The organism is Parasphingorhabdus sp., assembly GCF_036964675.1.
In the GTDB taxonomy this organism is placed as follows: Bacteria; Pseudomonadota; Alphaproteobacteria; order Sphingomonadales; family Sphingomonadaceae; genus Parasphingorhabdus.
In genome coordinates this window covers 1-20,993 of record NZ_JBALTF010000051.1, presented here as the reverse complement: position 1 = coordinate 20,993, position 20,993 = coordinate 1, and the positions used below count along the sequence as shown (strand labels likewise).

The window sequence follows — 20,993 nt, the reverse complement described above, 5'->3', positions numbered from 1 at the left end:
CTGCTGTTACGGATGTTATTATAGGAGTTGACGGTTTCTGTGCGGTTCCAACGGCCGTCAAAGTAAAAATTGGATCTGTAGATGTAAGGCGTGCCCGGCGTATAATCGACCACCACATTTTCCGGCCGGGTGACTGCTTCGCGCGACTGATAGGTCCAATTGTCTGCCAGGAATTCATTCGGCAGAAGTTTTCCGACGTTCACATTGGTGCTATACGGAACAAAGCCAAAGCGAAGATGAGCGGTATTTTCGCTGCCCGCTGCCGGTGTTGATCCGCAATTTTCGTTACTATTCCGTTTCGCCAATGTTTCATAAAAACATTTGACGGCAGAGCGCAGCCCCCGGATCTTGGCGTTGGATGCTTCCTGATTGCCATTATTACCACAGCTATACGATCCGGTATCCGGGCAATTCATCGACCCGGTCGTATCCAGAACGAACATGACGTCGGTATTGGGAATGCTCATCGAGGCATCGCATACGACGGCAACGCTTTTGGTGCCGTAACCGAACATCTGCATCACCGCCATGTCCAGTTTTACCGACGCAGTGCCGGTAACTGTCCCGGCATTTTCGGAAAATGTCGATGTTCCATCGTAAGTTCCGTAGGCATCGGTATCGAAATTCGCCCGGAACATATTATTGGCTGCGGTGTTGGCTGCATTGTTGTTGGCGGTCCAGGTGCCACCACTCATTTGCCGCCGCCCGGCCAGCGCACCAGCATCGCATGCTTGCTGTAACCGCGTCTGCACCAGATAGATGCGACTGACATCAACACCGCCGCCGATCATGGCGGCAAGCGGAAAGATCGCCATTCCGGCCATGGCAAGTGTGTTACCAGCGGTGTTTGAACGCAGCGCTTGCAAAAATGATTTCGCTGATTTCATCTCGTTCCTGTCAAACATGCCGTGCCCTTGATCTGTAATCTGCGCGCGAACAGCTGCGCCATTCCATGCCATTTCTATGTGCCTGATAGAGAGAAAAGGGTTAGCGACGGCGAAATAGGCATGGTTAAGAGGAAGTTTACCTTGATTTTGCCCGGAAAAATCGCGAGCGCGGCGTCATGAGTGATGCGCTGCAAGAGCTGGAACCGCTACAACGGCTGATCGTCGCCTATGCAGGGCCTGAAGACCGTGATCGCTATGCTCTGCTTTTTGCGCTTGATGCGCGGTTCGCAGAGATTGTCCGGTCGACAACGGAAATATTGATCGGGCAGATGCGGTTAACCTGGTGGCGGGACATCCTGATCAAGCCTGCGGCAGAAAGGCCGGCAGGTGAACCGCTGGTCGAGCAAGTCAATCGGATCGAAGACCGGGGCGAAAGCCTCGCTCCGCTTTTGAACTTGCTCGATGGGTGGGAAGTGATGCTCGATGATTTTCCCTGGGAGGATCGTGAGTTTGACAATTATGCCACTGCCCGCGGTTGCGGAACATTCGCATTTGCTCTGGCGGGTGGCAAGCCACTGAGCGAGGGGCAAGCCGAGCTGGGCAGGGCCTGGGCGTTATGGGATTTTGCCCGCCATTGTTCGGATGCCGGCATGCGGGCGGCTGCGTTCGACCGCTGTACCGAGATTATGACTTCCCAGCCGCAAGCCAATTTTGACAGAAGCGGACGACCAGTCTCAATCCTCTGCAAGCTGATGATCCGCGATGTTAGGAAGGGTCAACTGACTGCTGATCTTTATCGTCCGGCCAGCGCCGCGCGCATCATCTGGCACGGGGTTACCGGCCGCTAGATCGACAGTCGCTGATCCGCGGATTTCGCTTATGAAGAAATTTGCCGCCGGTGCCGCCGGCATATTGCTGCTGCTAACCGCTGGCCTGTTCCTTTGGATCGGTGCGCAGGGACAGGATGTTCCGATTCCCGCAGCGCCGCCGCCGCCGGAGGCGGTCGAAGCTGAAAGCCTGCCGGAAGCTGATCTGGATGCGCAAACCGTCGGACCGGCACCACCGACACCGCCCAAGGCCTATAAGGCCTCTCGTGAAGAATTGCGGTTCAACCGCTATGACCGCAATCGCGACGAAACCATCACCCGTCTGGAAATGATGAGTAGCCGCACCGATGCCTTCCGGAAACTCGAGAAGGACGGGAATAATCTTTTGACCTTCGAGGAATGGGCGGTCGCCACCAGCGATAAATTTGCCGGAGCCGACCGCGACGACAATGGTCAGCTTACCCGAACCGAATTTCGGACCACGCGGCCCAAGCGAACAGCGCCCCGCTGCAAATGCTAGGGGGAGGACCTAGGCGAGTTGCAGGCCTTTTGCTGACAGCGGCTGCAACCAGTTGGCGAAATCTTCCCGGGCTCTGCTGGTATAGGCTTCCTTGCGCTCCTTCTTCTTCACAGGTTCCTCGAAGGGCGGGAAAAGGCCGAAGTTGACGTTCATCGGCTGATAGTCGCGGGCATCGGCGCCGCCGGTAATATGCGATAGCAGCGCGCCAAAAGCGGTTGTTTGCGGCGGCAGGGTGAAGGGCTCTCCGCGCAATTCTGCTGCAACCATCCGGCCGACCATCAGCCCGACCGCCGCGCTTTCGACATAGCCTTCGCAGCCGGTGATCTGGCCGGCGAAGCGAATATGCGGCGCTTTTTTGAGACGCAGCTCCTTGTCGAGCAATTTGGGTGCGTTGATGAAGGTGTTGCGGTGGAGACCGCCCATCCGGGCGAACTCGGCATTTTCCAGACCGGGAATGGTTTTGAGAAGATCGGCCTGAGCGGCATATTTCAGCTTGGTCTGGAACCCGACCATGTTCCACAGCGTGCCGAGTGCATTGTCCTGCCGGAGCTGGACAACGGCATAACAGCTTTCGCCATTATGGGCATTGGTCAGCCCAACCGGTTTCATCGGCCCAAAACGCAGGGTCTCGGGACCACGCGAGGCCATGACTTCGATTGGCATGCAGCCTTCGAAATAGGGCGTGTCTTTCTCCCATTGCTTGAAGTCGGTCTTTTCGCCGTCGAGCAGTCCCTGGATGAAGGCGTAATATTGGTCGCGGTCCATCGGGCAGTTGATATAATCCTTGCCATCGCCTTCCGGGCCGACCTTGTCCCAGCGTGACTGCATCCAGGCGATGTCCATATCGATGCTCTCTTTATAGACAATCGGCGCGATGGCGTCGAAAAAGGCGAGCGAATCCTCACCGGTGGCGGCGCCAATGCTTTCCGCCAAAGTCATCGCGGTGAGCGGACCGGTGGCAACGATGGTCAATCCGCTTTCGGGCAGCTGGTCGACTCGCTCGCGGACAATTTCGATATTGGGATGTTCGCTCAGCCGCCTGGTGACCCCATCGGAGAAATGATCGCGATCAACGGCAAGCGCGGAGCCAGCCGGCAGGCGATGGACGTCACCTTCACCGATGATGATCGAGTTGAGGTCGCGCATTTCCTGATGCAACAGTCCGACAGCATTTTTTTCTGCGTCATCAGACCGGAAGCTGTTCGAGCAAACGAGCTCGGCCAGACCTTCGGTTTGATGGGCAGGGGTCATCTCGCCGCTCCCCCGCATTTCGGAAAGGCGCACTTTCACGCCCTGTTCCGCCAATTGCCATGCCGCTTCGGATCCGGCGAGTCCGCCACCAATTATATGTACATCTGTCATGCGGGCCTTAGTGTTGTGGTAAGACTATAATGTCAATCTGGCAGTCGTGCCTGTTGCGTGATAGGGATGATTTTGAAGTGGGGACCATGATATTCCAATGAAAAGCGCATTTGCCGAATCCAGACCATTTCTGCTGCTCAGCTTGTTGTTCGGGATCAGCTACTATTTTGCGTGCGTTCTGAACAACCCGGAACTGCCCGAGCCATTGATCGTTGCCTGGAAGGGCGCTGGCGTCGGATTCCTGGCGATCTATGCGCTGATTCGTCTGCACCGTCTTGATGGCAAGATTGTTGGCGCGATCATGGCGCTTGGCGCAATCGGCGACATGGCTCTGGAATATGACCTGATCCTGGGCGCTGGCGCGTTCATGGCCGGGCATCTTCTGGCGATAATTTTCTATTCCCGTTTCCGCCGCCATAAACTGGGGTTCAGTCAGAAGTTGTTTGCTATCATATTGGTGCCGCTTTCGGTGCTGATCGCTTGGGCTTTGCCCTTTGACCGGTCAGAAGCGTTGGGCATCTCGGTATATTGCCTGTCGGTCGCGGCGATGGCGGCGATGGCGTGGACGAGCCGCTTTTCACGTTATCAGGTCGGCGCCGGTGCGATCATGTTCCTGATTTCCGACTTGCTGATATTTGCGCGAATGGGCCCGCTGGAAACCAGCATCATTCCGGAGATGCTGATCTGGCCCTTATATTATTTCGGCCAGTTCATGATCGCGACTGGTATCGTCGCGACCTTGCGTCACGAAATGGCGGCGGACAGCGCCGACCCGGTTCAGGCCTGATAGGCGGCGATCGTTGTCCGGTGCAGCAACCGGTCATGGCCGTCATAACCACCGGTCGCGCAATGCAGCACCGAGCGATTGTCCCACATGACCAGCATGTCGGGCTGCCACTGGTGGCGATAGACAAATTCGTCGCGGCTTTGCCAGGCGTATAATTGCTGGAGCAAGGGCACGGCGTCTTCCTGCGCCACGCCTTCAAAGCCTATGATATAGCCCATGCAGCTGAACAGTCCGGGACGACCGGTTTCCGGATGTTCGCGGATCAGCGGATGAGTCTGGGTCGCGCGCGCCGATTCATCGGGACGGATCGCCATGCTGCGGCCTTCGTCCTTTTCACCATAAGCGCCGTCGGGGGCATAAGCCATTTGCGCGCTGTGGATCGCGGTCAGGCCTTCATATTTTGCGCGCATTTCGGGCGGCATCGCATCGAGGGCGGCATGTTGATTGGCAAATAATGTGTCGCCGCCAACCGGCGGGATGGTGATCCCCAACAGGCAGGTTCCAGCAGGCGGCTGCGCCTGAAAGCTCCAGTCGCTGTGCCAATTTTCGGCAAAGAGAGGACTTTTCTCATCAGCATCGCGCCGGATCGCCGCAATATGCTGGCGACCTTCGATCGGATCGAAAAACGGATCATGGCCGAAACCGCCGAAATATTGGGTAAACCGTTCGAGATCATCGTCGGTCATCGCCTGGTGCGGGAAAGACAGAACATGATGTTCCAGCCATGCGGATCTTATGGCAGCAACGGTTTCATCGGCAAGCGGCTTGGTCAGGTCTACGCCCGTCACTTCGGCTCCGCAGGCCTGCCCGGATGGGGTGATTTTCATTGGCTCTCCTCTCGACTCAAACCCGTTCGTGCTGAGCTTGTCGAAGCATTTTTCTACCCCGACAACGCATTTTTTTCGCGAGGCGTCGTTAGCCACGCTGACCTACGGTTCGACAAGCTCAGGACTGACGGAATCCAGCTATTCGGCGGTGTCTTCTGAGTCTTCTGGCTCATCGGGTGCCGCCGCTTCGCCATCAGAAATGCCCTGATCGACCATTTCGTCGACCACTGCGTCTTCCGCTTCGTTTTCCGGCTCTTCTTCTTCGTCAATCTTGGCCGCGCCGACAACATGTTCGCCCTTGGCGACATCGAACAATTTGACGCCCGAGCTATTCCGTCCAATCACCCGCATATCCGCGACCTTCATGCGGATCAGCTTGGCCTGGTCGGTGACCAGCATGACCTGCTCGTCGTTGCTTGCGCGGAAACTGGCGACAACCGTGCCATTGCGCTTGATATTGTCGATATTCAATATGCCCTGACCGCCGCGTCCGGACTGGCGATATTCGTAGGCGCTCGAGCGCTTGCCATAGCCGTTTGCACAGACGGTGAGGATGAAGTCTTCGGTGTCGCTGAATTCAGCCATGCGCTCGGCGGACAGTTCCGGTGCGTTCTCATTGTCCTTCCACGGAGCAGCCTTGAGATATTGGTCGCGTTCCTCGGTCGACGCTTCAAAACCGCGCAAGACCGACAGCGAAATAACCTCGTCATCGCCCTTCAAGGCAATGCCGCGGACGCCGGTCGATGTGCGGCTCTGGAAAGAGCGGACGGCGTCGCCGGCGAAGCGGATGGCCTTGCCGTTTTTCGTCGCCAGCAGGACATCATCATTGTCGGTCAGCAATTCCACGCCGATCAGACGGTCATCGCTATCCTCGTCAAATTTCATCGCAAATTTGCCATTGGACGGCACATTGGTGAAGCTGTCCATGCTGTTGCGCCGGACGCCGCCCTTGGCAGTGGCAAACATGACATGCAGCGCGGCCCATTCGGCTTCGTCTTCGGGCAATGGCAAGACCGTGGAAATGACTTCCCCGTCGGCCAGCGGCAGCAGGTTGACCATTGGCCGGCCCTTGGTCTGCGGGCCGCCTTCCGGCAGTTTCCAGACCTTGAGCCGATAGACCTTGCCATGGGTGGAGAAGAATAGAACTGGTGTATGGGTCGATGTCACGAACAGCTCGGTGATCGCGTCTTCGTCCTTGGTTGCCATGCCGGCGCGGCCCTTGCCACCGCGGCGCTGGGCCCGGAACGTGTCGAGCGGGGTGCGCTTGATATAGCCACCATGGGTCACGGTCACGACCATTTCGGAGCGTTCCATCAGATCTTCATCTTCCAGACCATCCCAGGCGGCGGTGATTTCGGACAGGCGCGGCGTGGCAAATTCGTCGCGCACTTCTTCGAGCTCTTCGCGCATCACCGCATAAAGCTTTTCGCGGTCGGCCAATATTGACAGATATTCCTCGATCGCGGCCGCCAGTTCCTTCAGCTCGTCGCCAATTTCTTCGCGGCCGAGCGCGGTCAGTTTTTGCAGACGCAGATCGAGGATCGCCTTCACCTGAACCTGGGACAATTTGTAGCTATCGCCCTCAATCTCGGTTTCCATCGCCTCGACCAGCCGGATATAGGATGCGATCTCGGCAATCGGCCACTCGCGCTGCAGCAGCGCTTCACGGGCTTCTGCCGGGGTTGAGGACCCGCGAATGATCCGGACGACCTCGTCCATATTGGTGACCGCAACTACCAGGCCGAGCAAGATATGGGCCCGTTCGCGTGCCTTGTTGAGTTCAAATTTTGTTCGCCGGGTGATGACTTCTTCGCGGAACTTGACGAAGGATTCGATGATGTCGCGCAGAGTGAGAACTTCGGGACGGCCGCCGCGAATGGCGAGCATGTTCGCCGGGAAGCTGGACTGGGCAGGGGTGAAGCGCCAAATCTGGTTGAGCACGACGTCAGTGGTCGCATCGCGTTTAAGCTCGATAACCACCCGGACGCCGGCGCGGCTGGATTCATCGCGTATGTCGGAGACGCCCTCGATGCGTTTGTCCTTGGCGGCTTCGGCAATTTTTTCGACCAGACCGGATTTGCCGACCTGGAAGGGAATTGATGTCAGGACGATCGAGCGTTTGTCGCCCCGTCCTTCCTCGATGATATGACGCGCGCGCATCATGATCGATCCGCGGCCATCCTTATAGGCGGCGCGGGCGCCTGCCTGACCCAATATCAACGGCGCAGTCGGAAAATCTGGTCCGGGGACAATCTCGATCAGCTCGTCAATCGTGATTCCTGGATTTTCGATATAGGCGAGGCTGGCGTTGATCACTTCGCCGAGATTGTGCGGCGGAATATTGGTGGCCATGCCGACCGCGATGCCGCCGGCGCCATTGACCAGCAGGTTCGGGAAGCGGGCGGGGAGAACATTGGGTTCTGCACGGCTGCCGTCATAATTGGGAACGAAATCGACGGTATCCTTGTCGAGATCGTTAAGCAGGAAATTGGCAACCTTGTTCAGCCGCGCTTCGGTGTAACGCATCGATGCCGGCATATCCGGATCCATCGAACCAAAATTACCCTGACCGTCGATCAGCGGTACCCGCATCGACCAGTCCTGGGTCATCCGGGCCAGTGCCATGTAGATCGCGCTGTCGCCATGCGGGTGATAATTGCCCATCACGTCACCGACGATTTTCGCGCATTTGCGATAGGGCCGTCCGGCGACCATGCCGCCTTCCTGCGCGGCGAACAATATCCGGCGATGAACCGGCTTCAGGCCATCGCGTACGTCAGGCAGTGCGCGGCTGACGATGACCGACATGGCATAATCCATGTAGCTGGTTTTCATCTCATCAACGATGTCTATCGTTTCAATATTGGACGGTGACGGTGGAGTGGTTTGTTCGTTCACAAACGGGCCTTTTTCATGGGTTTTTTCTTGACGGTTCTTCTAGGGGAAGGGGCCAGCAAAAGCCAGCCTTTCGGGCCAGTTTTACAATAATAATACAGTGCCGGAATCAGGGTTGGATTTCCGCTCCGTCCCACGCAAAAATTTTGCCGCTATCTGCTGGTTTCAAAGCATCGAGAACATCCAGAAGCTGTCGCGCGGCGCGCTTGGAATCAAACAGTTTCGCTGATGGAACATTGCCCTGAAATGGCTGGCTCAGCGCGGTGTCGACGGTGCCCGGGTGCAGCGCCACGATGATCGACCTGTCATTCTTGCGGGACCATTCAATCGACAGGTTGCGGATCATCATGTTCAGCGCCGCCTTGGCTGCCCGGTAGCCATACCAGCCGCCGAGCCGATTGTCCGAGATACTGCCGACCCGGGCCGAGAGCACGGCGAATCTCAAAATCTCCTTTCGATCCATCAGCGGCAGAAAATATTTGGCGATCAATGCCGGACCGACCGCGTTCACCTGATAGCTTTTCAGGAGCCAGTCGGCATCCAGTTGCCGGATGCTTTTTTCCGGTCCTCTCTTGTCATCGTGAAGCAAGCCAGTGGCGACGAACACCATCGACGGCGAAATCCTGTTTTCTTTCATCCAGGCAGCCGCATCGCGGATGCTCGCCTCCGATGTCAGGTCGACGGGGACCGGGCTGTCGCCGGCGCGGGAAAAGCGCACAACATCATCAAAACGGCTGTCGGCTTCGAGGGCATCGGCGATCGCCGAGCCAATCCCACCGGTCGCGCCAAAAATGACGGCAGATTGTCCGGTCATGTACGAATGAAGCGAAGGCTGTTTTCTGTGCTGGCTTCGGCATCATAGCGGTAGCCGTCATGGTCAAAGCCCTTGAGCATCTCCGGATCGGTCAGATGGTTTTCGCAGATATAGCGGGCCATCATCCCGCGCGCGCGTTTCGCCTCAAAGCTGATGAACTTCGGGCCGTCGGGGCCGTCCTTGCGAAAATCCACTTCGATGATTCGCCCGGGCAATTTCGCGCTATGCGGTTTGACCGATGCCCAATATTCATTGCTCGCCAGATTGACGATGATGTCGCTACCGATCTGTTCGAGATCCGCTGCCAGTGCCTTGGCAATCTTGTCACTCCAGAAATCGGTCAGCTTGTTGTAGCGGGGGGCCCATCTCGTGCCCATTTCCAGCCGGTGGGGGCGAATCGGATCCATTGGGCGGAGCAATCCATAAAGGCCGGAGAGGATGCGCAAATGATCCTGCGCAAAGCCGATGGCTTCCTCTCCGAGGCTGCGCGCTTCGAACCCGGTGTAGACGTCGCCATTATAGGCGAAAATCGCGGGTCTTTCCGGCTGATCGAAAAATTCGGCATAGCGCTGCTGGTTGAGGGCGATGAGCTTGTCGGAAACCGGCATGATCGCCTTCAGCTTCTTGGTTGTCAGATTCCCGATTGCGTTGGCCAGCCTTTCCGTTTCCTCGGGGAAGCGGTTTTTGGATGACGGGATCGCCGGAATTGCGGATTCAAAATCCAGTGATTTGGCGGGAGAAATAATTGCAAGCACGCGATTTTACCTCATAATATTATAGGAAATGCTCAACGGTGCCACGGAACTGCAACCGTTCAACCTCTATTCAGCGGATTCACCCTAGAAAAGCGGTGAAAGCTTGGTAATAGGGCCAAGAGTGTGTGGTGCAACCATATTCCGGGGAACCTCTTTCCCCCAAATAATAATCATTCGGAGGATATTCATGCGTTTTTTATCTCATTTTTCCATGGCTGTTGCGTTGGCCGCTGCTGGCACCCTGGCGGTAACGGCATTGCCGCAGGAAGCCCAGGCAGCGAAAAAGAAAAAAGAAAAGGATTCCGGGCTCAAGATTAGCAAGGAAGTCCAACCAAAAGTAGCGGCAATTCAGGCCGCCATGGCCACGGAAACTCCCGAAACAGCGAAGCCGCTGGTGGAAGCTCTGCTGGCGGAAACTCTCGCGCCTGATGATATGTTCGTCGCGGGCCAGTTGGCCATTCAGCTCGGAGGCAAGATCACCGATACCGCGTTGCAGGAAAAAGGCCTGATCACCTCGCTAAACAGCGGGCGCACCGGGGCCGAGCAATTGCCTTCCTTCAACTTTTTTGCCGGTAATTTCGCTTATGGCGCTGAACGATGGGCAGAAGCGGCGCAATATTTTCAGGCAGCCTATGATCTAGGTTATCGTGCGAACAACATCGAACCATTGCTGGCAGAGAGCTTTTTCAAACGAAACATGTTTGCCGAAGGCTTGGTAAAATGGGATGAAATCCTGAACAACGCCAATGCTTCGCCGACCAAAGCGCCGGAATCCTGGTACCGACTGGCCCGCGATCGCGCTTTGGCGAGCAAGGACAAAAATCTTTATACCACTTGGGCAGCGAAATGGGCTGCTGCCTATCCGTCGGGCGATTCCTGGGGAGATGCAGTCGCGGCCTACCGCAGTGCCTCCCAATCTGACGCTGTCCAGAATCTTGAAGTCTTGCGGTTCATGAAAGCCACCGGTGCGCTCAATACATCGCGTGACTATAAGGAATTTGCCGAGGAGGCACAGCGCAAGAATCTATTTGGCGAAGTGGTTGCTGTGCTGGAAGAAGGTAAGCAAAAAGGCATCGTAAGCGCCACTAATCCGCTGATCAAAGAAGTCCTTGAACCGGCTCAGCGCGAGGTGTCGGGCGATCGTGCGTCACTACCTGCTCAGCCTGCCGGAGTCCGCGGATCCGGCAGCAGTTCGGTGATGATGAATTTCGCCGATGTTTGGCTGGGCTACAAAGGTTATGACAAAGCTGTAGCATTTTATGAAGCCGGGCTTGCGAAACCTGGAGCCGATATGAATCGCGGCTATATGGGGATCGGTACAGCCCAGGCTTTTGCCGGCGACCTGGCAGCAGCAAAGCAGGCCTTTGCGAAGGTTTCTGGAACCCGTTCGCCGCTGGCTAGCATGTGGCAGACTTGGATCGATCAGCAAACGGCGCCTGCAGCCGCAGTTGCCGCTCCGGCTCCGGCAGAACCGACCAGCTAGTTGAATCTGATAAGGATATTTGAAAAAGTGCGCCATTGGCGCCCTTTTTTATTCCAGGATCGGAACGCCGGGCAAATGCTTGGCCGACCGGATGGTAAGCGATGTTTTGACGCTGGCCACATTCGGGGCAGCGGTCAGCTGGCTGGTTAGAAAGCTTTGAAATTGCTGAAGGTCTTTGGCGACCACCTTCAATATAAAATCGATTTCGCCATTGAGCATATAGCATTCTCGGACTTCGGGGAGCTTTTGCACATGTTCTTCGAAGGCCTGCAAATCGGTTTCTGCCTGGCTTTTCAGGCTGACCATTGCGAATACCGTGATCGTGTAGCCCATTTTGGCGGGATTAATCGCTGCATGATAGGAATTGATCACCCCCTGGTCTTCCAATGCCCGCATGCGGCGAAGGCAGGGCGGGGCCGTCAAGCCAACGCTGTTGGCGAGTTCCACATTGGTAATCCGGCCATCATCTTGCAACCGCTGCAGAATTTTCAGGTCAATTTCATCTAAGTTCGTGTCAGCCATAGAAATGTAATATCCGTTCGCGAATCATTTGATCGTTATAATATAATAAGCAGGCCAAGCAACGCTTTCTCCCATGTCCCACATTGTGACGCGAAAATTTCATCGCTTCCTGTAGCCCGCTGAAAGGGTTATCACCCGGTTAACAATTGGCTATACCAATGATATTCGGGATCTAATATTGCGCTTTGATGACCGCCTGACCACCGTGCTCAAGGGGAGCCTGCCGGAAGGCCCGGGCGCTGCTACGCAATGGCGTCAGGTGATTGATCTGTTGGCGCAGAAACCCGGGGACTTGGCCAATCAGGACGTTCAGGCGGGATTTACCCGGTTGCGTGATCTGCATGACCGGGTTTCCGAACAGGATCGTCTGGCTGCCGTGCAATCACTGAACGGCCGATTGCGCTCCGCGCCACTACTGGTCTATTTGACTGCCGATACCGATACTGTCTGTGATGCAGCGATGGCGGCCGCGGATCTGACCCCGGAAATTTGCGCGGACGCATTCCCCAGGCTTTCGCCACGCGCGCAGCAACGCTTGCAATCACTGGGTTTCGTGGTCGCAGATGACCAGCAGGACGAGCCGACTCCCCAAGCTGGAAAAGAGCCGGCCGCAAAAGAGGCGCCCGGTCTTGGTTCGGTTAAAACATCTGCGATCGATTCGCCAGCAGACCGTTCAGGCGATCCGGGCGAACATCTGGCAGAATCACAGATTAGCGCGTTGGTGGAAAAAATCGCCGACTATCAAAAGAATCGTCCAGTCGAAACGTCGCGTCTACCGATCAATGATGGCGGCAACAAAAGTTTCTTTGTCGAATCGCTCGAATCAATCCGGTTCGAAACTGATGAATCCGGTACGATTACCTGGACCGAGGGGCCACCGAAAGGGGCCATTGTTGGCGTCACCATATCCCAGCCGGCCTTTGATGAAGGACCCGGCCCTGACGCTTATGGTGCGGCGGCATTTCGTCAGCGCATGCCGATGGAACATGCCCGGATGCGGCTCTGCGGAGCGGCGATCGTCGCTGGCGACTGGCGGATGAGCGCGATACCCTGTTTCAGCGAGGAAACCGGACGTTTCGAGGGCTATCGCGGAATCATGCGGCGGCCCAATATGGCCGAGGATGCCGGTCATGGCGGGATTGACGTCGAACGCCGCGAACAGCTCCAGCAGCTGATCCACGAACTGCGGACGCCGCTGAATGCCGTGATCGGGTTTAGCGAGATTATCGAGCAACAACTCTTCGGACCTGCCTCCTATGAATATCGGTCGCTGGCGCGCAACATCATGGATGAAGCGCGGCGATTGCTGGCAGGTTTTGAAGATCTGGATATCGCCGTGAAAGTCGATTCGGGACAATTGCCGGAATCCAACGGTACCACCAAGGCCGACTGGCTGTTTGAGCGGATGACGCAGCGCCTGCAGGGGCTGACGCAGAGCAAGGTGGTCGATCTCAATATCAGTAAGGCAGAGCCGGTTCGGCCGTTCGCGCTGGACGGTGAGGCGGTTGAACGGATTTTTGCTCGCTTGTTGTCGGCCGCGATTATTTCCTGTGAGAATGGCGAAACCCTGAAGGGTGAATTGCGGACCCGCATAGGCGTGCAACCGACCAACCAATTCACCCTGTCGCGGCCCTCGCGGATAAAAGATGTTGCCGAGAGCATATTGCTTGATCCATCGCAGGGCATCGACGGTGAAGGTGGTGAATCCTCGTTGCTGGGTCTTGGTTTTTCACTGCGTCTGGTGCGGAATCTCGCGCAGTCTGCTGGTGGCTCGCTCACTATAAACGAGGATAACATTGCCTTGACCCTGCCAGCCGCGGCGACTAGCAAAATCAATATTCGGGAAACGGAATCGGAATAGCCTGCCTGTTCGTGATCTGTTTTTTTTGAACATTACGGACAAAATGGAGTGACAGAAATTTCTGCACAGGGTCATCCGCCGATGAAAATCCGAAGACCGGATCGTCATGTCCAATGGCCCGAAAAATTTGGCAGGCGCTTTCTCATTTCAGTAGACACGGAAGAGGAATTTGACTGGGACGCCCCGTTCCAGCGTAGCGGCCACACGACCGCATCGGTTCCCAAGCTACGAGAATTTCAGGATTTTATTGAGGCTCACGGAGTCAACCCGGTCTATTTTGTCGATTATGCGATTATCGAAGATGATAGGGCTGTGGCGTTTCTCAGGACGGTTGCTGAGCAGCAAACTGCCGCAATCGGCGTTCATCTCCATCCCTGGGTCAATCCGCCTTTCGACGAGCAGGTGAACGTTCATAACAGCTTTGCCGGCAATTTGCCGAAAGAGCTGGAAGAAAAAAAGCTGGTGCACTTGCGCAATGCCATTCGCGATAAAATAGGGGTCACGCCGACTATCTTCCGCGCCGGACGATACGGGATTGGTCCGCATACGATCGAGCTATTGGTCAAACATGGCTTCGTGCTGGACAGCAGTATTCGGCCTCGCTTCGACTATAGTGAGCAGGGCGGTCCGGATTTTCTGTCTGTTGGCTCGCAACCCTATTGGTGGAACGGGGATGACAAGCTTCTCGAAGTGCCCCTGACGACCGTCTATTCGGGCCTTTTGCGCAAGCAGCCGGGCCTGGTGGCGGGGATCATGAACAAGTCCCCCCTCATCAATGCCTTATTATCCCGCAGCAAGATGCTGGAACGCATTCCGTTGACGCCCGAAGGAGTTTCGGCGCGCGAAACAAAAGAAGCCATTGATGTCGCGCTGGACGATGATTTGCGGTTGCTGGTATTTTCCTTTCATTCTCCTTCGCTAGCGCCCGGCCATACGCCTTATGTGCGGACAGAAGAGGATCTGGAGGGTTTTTACGACTGGTGGCGGGAGGTGCTTGAGCATCTCGAGACTCGCAATGTGAAGCCCATCGATATCGACCAGTTGATGGCAGCTGCGGTCGGCGCCTGATAAAAGTTTGCCGCCTACCGGCCGAATTGCAATGATCGGTCTTGCCAAATCATGACGGCTTCCGCTATCGGACCATCCCATTGAGATCTGCCTGGAAAAAGCTGCTCATATGGGCCTGTAGCTCAGTTGGTTAGAGCTGGCCGCTCATAACGGCTAGGTCGGGGGTTCGAATCCCTCCGGGCCCACCATTTTTTTTCCAACGCCGTGAATCGCTCAGCTTCTGAGCAGCGGCAAAAAGAAGCGTGAAAAACCCTTTGCTTTTCCCAAAAGCACCGCCTAGGGGAAGCGCGCGTCGGGGAGTGGCGCAGCCTGGTAGCGCACCTGTTTTGGGTACAGGGGGTCGCAGGTTCAAATCCTGTCTCCCCGACCATTTTTCCGTCTCTCTGTATCTTGCGCTCCGTATCTTGGCTGACCAGAGTCGGCTCACTGGCTAGCTTCCGCTAGACACTATTTTTCGCCAGAGCCTGTAGCCTTTGTAGACCAGAACAAGGCAGAGCAATAACAGCGCGGATGCGATGATCAGCGCGGCGACCGGATTGGTGAAGGCCAGCAATAGCAGGCTGCCAGATGCAATATCTTCGCCGGTTGAGACGACCGCGTTGCTGACCGGCTCGGGACTGGTATTGATGAGGGCGCGGGCACCGGCCTTCGCGCCATGGCTTATCAGCGCTGCACTGCCCCCCAACAGGAAAACAACGACCTGCCAGACAGGATCACTGGCATCGACAACGGCCAGCGCGAGCAGGGCACCGCCCAGCGGCCGGATCGCGGTGTGAATCGTATCCCAGATAGAGTCGAGCCAGAGAATCTTGTCGGCGAAAAATTCGGCCAGTGCCCCGAGGGCGCTGATCGCCAGAACCCAGGGATTGGCGAGGGCATCCAGCATTTGCAGATTCTCGGGCAGGCTGATCCACTGCAGCCGCATCGCCAGGCCGGTTACGAAGACCGTGAGATAAAGCCGCCAGCCGGATATCAGGCTGACGCTACCGGCCAGTCCCAATAGCTCGACAATTCCCATTGCATGACTTTGCCATGCCGCCAGAATTTTGGCAAATCCGTATGTGCCAGGCGGAGAGGGTCAAAACACTTTGCAAAGCGGTCACTTGCTGTTCATATGAAAATATGACCGAAACAAATACCAGCCTCGAAGCGCCCGCCATGGACGCGATCACCGGCAAGCCGATGCCCAAGCCGATTCCCGCATCAACATTGGTGATCTTCCGAGATCAGCCAGGCAGCGACGCGCCCGATCTGCTGATGGTGGAACGCTCGGCAAAAATGGTGTTCGCTGCGGGTGCTGCGGTTTTTCCCGGTGGCCGGATCGATGATGCGGATTTTGAATTTGCCAAGACGCTCGGTCATGCGGATTTCGACGAATATGGAGCGCGCATTGCGGCGGTCCGGGAATCGATCGAGGAAACCGGGATTGCGGTCGCGGTGGAAGGCAATCTCGATGCCAAGCGCGTTTCCGATGCCAGACACGCGCTTCACCAGGGAACCAATCTGGCCGATATCTGCAACCAGTTTGACTGGCAGCTGGAACTGGAGAAGCTGATACCTTTCTCGCGCTGGTGCCCTCCCTTTGCGGAAAAGCGGGTTTTTGACACGCGATTCTACATGATCTCGCATGATGACCACAAGGCGCAGGCCACGGTCGACGAAACCGAGAATTACAATCTGTTCTGGGGCAACGCGCAGTCGGTGCTCGACCGGGCCGAAGCGGGCGAGGTGAAGATCATCTTTCCGACCAAGCGCAATCTCGAGCGTCTTGCGCAATTCGGATCCTTTGACGAGGCTGTTGCCCATGTGAAGGACCATCCCTCGGTGATGGTATCCCCCCATATCGAGAAACGCGACGGCGAGACCCATTTGTGCATCCCGGAAGGCATCGGCTATCCGATTACATCGGAGTCGATGGACGCCGTCCAGCGTGGCTTCAAAAAATAGGAAAAATGGTGCGCCCGGCAGGACTCGAACCTGCTGCCTCAAGATTAGAAGTCTCGCGCTCTATCCAGATGAGCTACGGGCGCTTAATGTTCCGGGGCTTTAGCGGTCTTTTGACCGGCTGCAAACCGTGATCTGCCTGCGCCAGCTAAAATGTTGAAATGTCGCGGATGTGGGGTAAGAACGGTTTATGAATAAAAGCCCCATCCAGCGGACCTCCGCTGCCAGCCAGACCGGTCATCACTTCCGCTATTATGATTTCGTGATGGCGGCCTTTGTGACCGTGTTGCTGCTCTCCAACGTCATCGGTGCGGCCAAGCCCACCTTCATCATGATCAGCGGCGAGCAGTGGATCTATGGTGCGGGCATATTATTCTTTCCGCTTGGCTATGTGATTGGCGACGTGCTGACCGAAGTATACGGCTATGCGCGGGCGAGACGGGTCATATGGGCCGGTTTTGGCGCGTTGCTGTTCATGGCCTTCATGAGCTGGGTGGTGGTGTCCCTGCCACCGGCAGCGGGCTGGGAAGGGCAGGCGGCCTATGAAAGCGTGTTCGGTCAGGTCCCGCGCATCGTCGGCGCCTCGATTGTCGCCTTCTGGGCCGGGGAATTTGTGAACAGCTATGTGATGGCGCGGATGAAAGTCTGGACCCAGGGCAAGGCCCTCTGGAGCCGTACCATCGGTTCGACGGTGGTGGGGCAGGGCGTCGACAGCCTGATCTTCTATCCGCTGGCATTCTGGGGACTATGGGAACCCTCGGCGGTGATTACCGTGATGGTGACCAATTGGCTGCTCAAAGTGCTGTGGGAAGCGGTACTGACGCCGGTGACCTATTTGGTCGTGGGATGGCTGAAACGGCGCGAGGGTGTCGACATTTATGATGAAGACACCAATTTCACGCCGTTCAGCACATCATCCTGAGCCTAGTGCAGCAGGCCATTTTTTTCTGCCTGTCGCGAAAATATTAGAAAGCCCAGGGCAAAGGCAACAACCAGAGCCGGTATCGTCCATCCCTGGCCGGCAATAAACTCCACATAACCGTCGATGATAAAATAGCTGCTGAACTGGACGATTACCGCGAGCAGCGAAACCAGGAACAGGCGAACCGCGACCCGCTTGCGCATCAGCAAGGTGATGGTCGCGGCAAAGCCGGCAAAAACAGCGATCGCAAAGGCCGCAGATACCCAGGCAGGCTGTGTGGCCAGAAGATCCTGTTGCGACTCGGGCAGGGCGGCAAATTCCTCGGCGCTCATCAGGGCCTGCTGAATATAGGCAAGCAGGCCAAGCGCATTCCAGATCAGAGCCACTGCGCCAGTAATCCAGAACCAGATCGGCGCTTTTGTCGTTTCAGTCATATCCTAACCCCATCCCCAGAAACTCGCGAACATTCTGATGTTTTGCCCGAGGGCTTTCAAGCGAAACCGGCTATTGAGTGATTATGTAAATCAGTAAGGCAGAATAAATCAATTTAGCCGATAAAGGAATCGATGTTAATTGCCGGTCATTCAAACAAATGGAGCCAAAGATGATCGGTAGAAATATCCCCCAAGTTACCCTGAAAACCCGCGTTCGTGACGAAACTGCCGAGGGAGAAAATCCCTTTCGCTGGCAGGATGTAAACACCAAGGACCTGTTCGCTGGCAAGCGCGTTGCGGTCTTTTCTCTGCCGGGAGCCTTCACGCCGACCTGTTCGAACGAGCAGTGCCCGGCTTTTGAACGCCTCTATGACGAGTTCAAGGCGCGCGGTGTTGACGAGGTTTATTGTATCTCTGTCAATGATGCGTTCGTGATGTACCAGTGGGGCAAATCCCTGGGTCTGGAAAAAGTGAAGCTGCTTCCCGACGGATCGGCTGACTTCACCCGCCGGATGGGCATGCTGATCAAGAAAAACCACCTCGGTTTTGGTGATCGCAGCTGGCGCTATTCGATGATTGCCGATGACGGCGTGGTCAGCGCCTGGTTTGAAGAGCCGGGCATCAACGACGATGGTGTCGACAATGATCCCTATGTCGAATCGACGCCGGAAAAATTGTTGAACTGGCTCGACAATGATGCGGCGGAACGCAAGGCCGCCTAAGTAGTTTTGTCCCCCCGAAACGAACCGCGGGCAAGAAATTGCTCGCGGTTTTTTTCATCTGCGATAGACCGGCATCATGGAGCGTCTCAACAAACCCATCATCATGACGGCGCAAATGGGCAGGGCGGAATTCGCCTGGGCTGACAGCCTGCGCAAATGCTATTTTCCACCGGAGCGGAACATAGTAAGCGCTCATATTACATTGTTCCACCATCTGCCGCCGCAAGCGCTGGATGAAATCAAGGCCGCTGTTATCGCGCTGACCAGCAGCATGCCGAAGCCCGAGGCGAGGCTGGCCGGCCTGATCCATCTCGGACGCGGTGTGGCCTATCAGCTGCACGCGCCGGATTTGCTCGCCCTGAGAATGGAACTGGCCGACCGGTTCTCTGGATTGCTGGTGGCGCAGGATCAGCAGAGACCAAGGCTGCATATCACCGTCCAGAACAAGGTGATTCCGAAAGAAGCCCAGCGCCTTTTTGAAGAGCTGTCAGCCGATTTCGAACCGCGGCCCTTTGTCCTTCACGGGATCGGGCTGCATTATTATGTCGATGGTCCCTGGCAGGATATCGGCACATGGCCGTTTCGCGGGCGCTAGCGGATACCGACTTCCTTGATCGGAATCTCGATATTGGCGAGTTCGTCCTTGTCGAGGTTCAGTCCCTCGACGACGGCTTTGCGGCCCTGCACATAATCCTTGGTGGCGTTGACACAGTCGAGCGCCACGACCTTGCCGTCGCGATAATAAATCACGGAAAAACTGCGCGAATCCGGATCGCCGCGAACGACATGGCTGTCATGGCCGGTCGAAAGACCGACGGTTTGCAATCTCAGGTCATATTGATTCGACCAGAACCAGGGTACGGCATCATATTCGGTTTCTTCACCCAATATGTCGAGCGCGGCCACTTTCGCCTGGTCATTGGCATTCTGGACCGATTCCAGCCGGATCATGGCACCGTCGGCATAAGCGTTGCTGTGGGCGGCGCAATCGCCAATTGCATAGACATCTTCCAGACTGGTGCGGCAATGCTGATCGACGTCGACACCGTTGCCGGTCGCTGCGCCGGCCGCCACCAGCGGACCGGTCTCGGGAATGATGCCGATGCCAACCACGAACATGTCCGCTTCCAGCACCCGTCCGTCGGCAAGCGTAACCGCGGTGGCAATACCATCATCACCGGTCTCAAAACCGGCGACGGTTGCTTCCAATTCTATTGTCACGCCGTGGCGGCGATGTTCCGCTTCATAAAAACGCGAGAGTGGCTCACCGGCCACGCGGGACAAAACCCGATCCAGCGATTCGACGATGGTCACCTGCTTGCCCAATTTGGTCAGCACCGCAGCCGCTTCCAGCCCGATATAGCCGCCGCCGACGACAACGACTTTCTTGACTGTCGGCAAAGCAGCCATGATCTTGTCGACATCGGCGCGGGAGCGGACGGCATGAATGTTGCGCGCCTGGCTGCCCGGACAATCGAGCATCCGCGGAGAACCGCCGGTCGCCCAGATCAGCTTGCCATAGCCAATTTCATCATCGGACGCCAAGGTCACTTTCTTGCCGACCGGGTCGAGTTTCGACACCCGGCGGCCGGTGAGCAAATCAATATCGCGCTCGGCCCAGAAGCTTTCGGGCCGCAGCAATATCCGTTCAAATGGTTTTTCGCCGGCAAGATATTCCTTGGACAGCGGTGGCCGTTCATAGGGCGGATATTTCTCATTTCCGAGCAGACCGATGGAGCCTTCAAACTTCTTCTGACGCAATGCGATGGCCGCTTGCGCGCCTGCATGGCCCGCGCCAACAATCAATATGTCATAAAATGCGTTCATATCTGCCCCTTGGTGCCACATATCGGCCTGAAAAGCGCTGTTAGCGCGGATCGCATTGGCCGTGCAAGTTTTAGCGTATTTCTCGCTTCAGCTTGTTGACCGGGCTGAACGCTATGACTATAGCGCCGCCGTCCAGAGAGAGTTTTGTGGTGATTGAATCAATCGCCCGGACCCGATTGATGGCGGAGTAGCTCAGGTGGTTAGAGCAGTGGAATCATAATCCATGTGTCGGGGGTTCGAGTCCCTCCTCCGCTACCAAAATTTCCAGACATGATTGGATGTCGCTTGCGCTGGCTGAACGCCCTCGCGCCTGTGCTCGCTTGGGGATGGGGAGCGGACATTTATCACCTCTATTGCCAACAATGGTGGACAAGGGTCGACGGGCTAGCCGAGAAACCACTTGGGACGCTTGTTCGAGAGTGATATGCTCTCGTCTCAATCAAAGGAGGACCCAATGAAAAAGCTATTTGTCATTACCAGTGTCGCGATGCTCGCAGCTTGTGGAAGCCCGGAAGCTGAACAAGAAACCGTAGCGG

Annotated in this window: 20 protein-coding genes and 4 tRNA genes; 13 read left to right on the top strand and 11 right to left on the bottom strand. The window is 56.4% G+C overall.

Going from position 1 to position 20,993, the window contains the following annotated elements:
• A partial coding sequence (locus tag V7665_RS09860; protein ID WP_335664365.1) for a TadE/TadG family type IV pilus assembly protein occupies positions 1–887 on the bottom strand: 887 nt, incomplete at its 3' end.
• Between the two features lie 176 nt (positions 888–1,063).
• Here V7665_RS09860 and V7665_RS09855 point away from each other — a divergent pair.
• Together V7665_RS09855 and V7665_RS09850 are read left to right on the top strand one after the other, a co-directional pair.
• The gene (locus V7665_RS09855) at positions 1,064–1,735 is read left to right on the top strand and encodes a hypothetical protein (RefSeq protein WP_335664364.1); all 672 of its coding nucleotides are present in this window, start codon (positions 1,064–1,066) and stop codon (positions 1,733–1,735) included.
• A gap of 31 nt (positions 1,736–1,766) precedes the next feature.
• The gene (locus V7665_RS09850) at positions 1,767–2,234 is read left to right on the top strand and encodes a hypothetical protein (RefSeq protein ID WP_335664363.1); all 468 of its coding nucleotides are present in this window, start codon (positions 1,767–1,769) and stop codon (positions 2,232–2,234) included.
• 9 nt (positions 2,235–2,243) lie between these two features.
• On the opposite strand, the gene trmFO is transcribed toward V7665_RS09850, so the two are convergent.
• On the bottom strand, positions 2,244–3,596 hold the full coding sequence (gene trmFO, locus V7665_RS09845) for a methylenetetrahydrofolate--tRNA-(uracil(54)-C(5))-methyltransferase (FADH(2)-oxidizing) TrmFO (protein WP_335664362.1): 1,353 nt from the start codon (positions 3,594–3,596) through the stop codon (positions 2,244–2,246).
• 97 nt (positions 3,597–3,693) lie between these two features.
• Between trmFO and V7665_RS09840 the strand changes: the two genes are divergently transcribed.
• Positions 3,694–4,383 carry a lysoplasmalogenase gene (locus V7665_RS09840; RefSeq protein ID WP_335664361.1) on the top strand — a complete coding sequence of 230 codons (690 nt, stop codon included), beginning with the start codon at positions 3,694–3,696 and terminating at the stop codon, positions 4,381–4,383.
• Here the strand turns inward: V7665_RS09840 and V7665_RS09835 are convergent.
• From V7665_RS09835 to yaaA, 4 genes are all read right to left on the bottom strand, one after another.
• A complete protein-coding gene (locus V7665_RS09835; protein WP_335664360.1) occupies positions 4,374–5,210 on the bottom strand; it encodes a TauD/TfdA dioxygenase family protein in 837 nt (278 codons plus the stop codon). The genes V7665_RS09840 and V7665_RS09835 overlap by 10 nt on opposite strands.
• A 138-nt stretch (positions 5,211–5,348) precedes the next feature.
• Positions 5,349–8,045: a DNA gyrase subunit A gene (gene gyrA, locus V7665_RS09830; RefSeq protein WP_442955209.1), complete on the bottom strand. Its 2,697-nt coding sequence runs from the start codon at positions 8,043–8,045 to the stop codon at positions 5,349–5,351.
• Between the two features lie 169 nt (positions 8,046–8,214).
• Positions 8,215–8,919, bottom strand: a complete 705-nt coding sequence (locus tag V7665_RS09825) for an SDR family NAD(P)-dependent oxidoreductase (RefSeq protein WP_335664358.1) — start codon at positions 8,917–8,919, stop codon at positions 8,215–8,217.
• The gene (yaaA, locus tag V7665_RS09820) at positions 8,916–9,674 is read right to left on the bottom strand and encodes a peroxide stress protein YaaA (protein ID WP_335664357.1); all 759 of its coding nucleotides are present in this window, start codon (positions 9,672–9,674) and stop codon (positions 8,916–8,918) included. Before yaaA ends, V7665_RS09825 begins: the two co-directional genes overlap by 4 nt.
• Before the next feature lie 187 nt (positions 9,675–9,861).
• Between yaaA and V7665_RS09815 the strand changes: the two genes are divergently transcribed.
• Complete coding sequence (locus V7665_RS09815; protein WP_335664356.1) at positions 9,862–11,157, top strand: hypothetical protein; 1,296 nt, start codon at positions 9,862–9,864, stop codon at positions 11,155–11,157.
• A gap of 48 nt (positions 11,158–11,205) precedes the next feature.
• On the opposite strand, the gene V7665_RS09810 is transcribed toward V7665_RS09815, so the two are convergent.
• Positions 11,206–11,679 carry an Lrp/AsnC family transcriptional regulator gene (locus V7665_RS09810; protein ID WP_335664355.1) on the bottom strand — a complete coding sequence of 158 codons (474 nt, stop codon included), beginning with the start codon at positions 11,677–11,679 and terminating at the stop codon, positions 11,206–11,208.
• Between the two features lie 178 nt (positions 11,680–11,857).
• Between V7665_RS09810 and V7665_RS09805 the strand changes: the two genes are divergently transcribed.
• The 4 genes from V7665_RS09805 (at position 11,858) to V7665_RS09790 (ending at position 14,978) form a co-directional block, all read left to right on the top strand.
• The gene (locus V7665_RS09805; protein ID WP_335664354.1) at positions 11,858–13,540 is read left to right on the top strand and encodes a sensor histidine kinase; all 1,683 of its coding nucleotides are present in this window, start codon (positions 11,858–11,860) and stop codon (positions 13,538–13,540) included.
• A 48-nt stretch (positions 13,541–13,588) separates the two neighbouring features.
• Positions 13,589–14,608 (top strand): polysaccharide deacetylase family protein, encoded by a 1,020-nt coding sequence (locus V7665_RS09800; protein ID WP_335664353.1) that lies wholly within the window; start codon positions 13,589–13,591, stop codon positions 14,606–14,608.
• Positions 14,609–14,719: 111 nt separating this feature from the next.
• A tRNA-Ile gene (locus tag V7665_RS09795) sits at positions 14,720–14,796 on the top strand.
• A 105-nt stretch (positions 14,797–14,901) separates the two neighbouring features.
• A tRNA-Pro gene (locus V7665_RS09790) sits at positions 14,902–14,978 on the top strand.
• Between the two features lie 60 nt (positions 14,979–15,038).
• Here the strand turns inward: V7665_RS09790 and V7665_RS09785 are convergent.
• Complete coding sequence (locus tag V7665_RS09785; protein ID WP_335664352.1) at positions 15,039–15,626, bottom strand: DUF4126 domain-containing protein; 588 nt, start codon at positions 15,624–15,626, stop codon at positions 15,039–15,041.
• 104 nt (positions 15,627–15,730) lie between these two features.
• Between V7665_RS09785 and V7665_RS09780 the strand changes: the two genes are divergently transcribed.
• Positions 15,731–16,555, top strand: a complete 825-nt coding sequence (locus tag V7665_RS09780) for an NUDIX hydrolase (protein ID WP_335664351.1) — start codon at positions 15,731–15,733, stop codon at positions 16,553–16,555.
• A 6-nt stretch (positions 16,556–16,561) separates the two neighbouring features.
• Here the strand turns inward: V7665_RS09780 and V7665_RS09775 are convergent.
• Positions 16,562–16,638 (bottom strand) — tRNA-Arg (locus V7665_RS09775).
• Between the two features lie 104 nt (positions 16,639–16,742).
• On the opposite strand from V7665_RS09775, the gene V7665_RS09770 reads away from it, so the two are divergent.
• Positions 16,743–17,474: a queuosine precursor transporter gene (locus tag V7665_RS09770; RefSeq protein WP_335664350.1), complete on the top strand. Its 732-nt coding sequence runs from the start codon at positions 16,743–16,745 to the stop codon at positions 17,472–17,474.
• Between the two features lie 2 nt (positions 17,475–17,476).
• Here the strand turns inward: V7665_RS09770 and V7665_RS09765 are convergent, their stop codons facing one another.
• Positions 17,477–17,908, bottom strand: coding sequence for a hypothetical protein (locus V7665_RS09765; RefSeq protein WP_335664349.1), 432 nt, complete (start codon positions 17,906–17,908; stop codon positions 17,477–17,479).
• A gap of 170 nt (positions 17,909–18,078) precedes the next feature.
• On the opposite strand from V7665_RS09765, the gene V7665_RS09760 reads away from it, so the two are divergent.
• On the top strand, positions 18,079–18,630 hold the full coding sequence (locus tag V7665_RS09760) for a peroxiredoxin (RefSeq protein WP_335664348.1): 552 nt from the start codon (positions 18,079–18,081) through the stop codon (positions 18,628–18,630).
• Between the two features lie 76 nt (positions 18,631–18,706).
• Entirely contained in the window at positions 18,707–19,225 is a 519-nt protein-coding gene (locus V7665_RS09755; RefSeq protein WP_335664347.1) for a 2'-5' RNA ligase family protein, read from the top strand.
• On the opposite strand, the gene V7665_RS09750 is transcribed toward V7665_RS09755, so the two are convergent.
• The gene (locus V7665_RS09750; RefSeq protein ID WP_335664346.1) at positions 19,222–20,457 is read right to left on the bottom strand and encodes an NAD(P)/FAD-dependent oxidoreductase; all 1,236 of its coding nucleotides are present in this window, start codon (positions 20,455–20,457) and stop codon (positions 19,222–19,224) included. The two genes, V7665_RS09755 and V7665_RS09750, sit on opposite strands and share 4 nt — an antisense overlap.
• Before the next feature lie 181 nt (positions 20,458–20,638).
• Between V7665_RS09750 and V7665_RS09745 the strand changes: the two genes are divergently transcribed.
• Positions 20,639–20,715: transfer RNA gene (locus tag V7665_RS09745), tRNA-Met, on the top strand.
• The last annotated feature ends 278 nt before the right edge of the window (positions 20,716–20,993 follow it).

What these genes read in the sequence shown, in the direction of transcription:
- V7665_RS09855 (WP_335664364.1), top strand. Translation starts at nt 1,064, where the DNA reads ATGAGTGATGCGCTGCAAGAGCTGGAACCGCTACAACGGCTGATCGTC.
- V7665_RS09850 (WP_335664363.1), top strand. Translation starts at nt 1,767, where the DNA reads ATGAAGAAATTTGCCGCCGGTGCCGCCGGCATATTGCTGCTGCTAACC.
- trmFO (WP_335664362.1), bottom strand. Translation starts at nt 3,596, where the DNA reads ATGACAGATGTACATATAATTGGTGGCGGACTCGCCGGATCCGAAGCG.
- V7665_RS09840 (WP_335664361.1), top strand. Translation starts at nt 3,694, where the DNA reads ATGAAAAGCGCATTTGCCGAATCCAGACCATTTCTGCTGCTCAGCTTG.
- V7665_RS09835 (WP_335664360.1), bottom strand. Translation starts at nt 5,210, where the DNA reads ATGAAAATCACCCCATCCGGGCAGGCCTGCGGAGCCGAAGTGACGGGC.
- gyrA (WP_442955209.1), bottom strand. Translation starts at nt 8,045, where the DNA reads ATGAAAACCAGCTACATGGATTATGCCATGTCGGTCATCGTCAGCCGC.
- V7665_RS09825 (WP_335664358.1), bottom strand. Translation starts at nt 8,919, where the DNA reads ATGACCGGACAATCTGCCGTCATTTTTGGCGCGACCGGTGGGATTGGC.
- V7665_RS09815 (WP_335664356.1), top strand. Translation starts at nt 9,862, where the DNA reads ATGCGTTTTTTATCTCATTTTTCCATGGCTGTTGCGTTGGCCGCTGCT.
- V7665_RS09810 (WP_335664355.1), bottom strand. Translation starts at nt 11,679, where the DNA reads ATGGCTGACACGAACTTAGATGAAATTGACCTGAAAATTCTGCAGCGG.
- V7665_RS09785 (WP_335664352.1), bottom strand. Translation starts at nt 15,626, where the DNA reads ATGGGAATTGTCGAGCTATTGGGACTGGCCGGTAGCGTCAGCCTGATA.
- V7665_RS09780 (WP_335664351.1), top strand. Translation starts at nt 15,731, where the DNA reads ATGACCGAAACAAATACCAGCCTCGAAGCGCCCGCCATGGACGCGATC.
- V7665_RS09770 (WP_335664350.1), top strand. Translation starts at nt 16,743, where the DNA reads ATGAATAAAAGCCCCATCCAGCGGACCTCCGCTGCCAGCCAGACCGGT.
- V7665_RS09765 (WP_335664349.1), bottom strand. Translation starts at nt 17,908, where the DNA reads ATGACTGAAACGACAAAAGCGCCGATCTGGTTCTGGATTACTGGCGCA.
- V7665_RS09760 (WP_335664348.1), top strand. Translation starts at nt 18,079, where the DNA reads ATGATCGGTAGAAATATCCCCCAAGTTACCCTGAAAACCCGCGTTCGT.
- V7665_RS09755 (WP_335664347.1), top strand. Translation starts at nt 18,707, where the DNA reads ATGGAGCGTCTCAACAAACCCATCATCATGACGGCGCAAATGGGCAGG.
- V7665_RS09750 (WP_335664346.1), bottom strand. Translation starts at nt 20,457, where the DNA reads ATGAACGCATTTTATGACATATTGATTGTTGGCGCGGGCCATGCAGGC.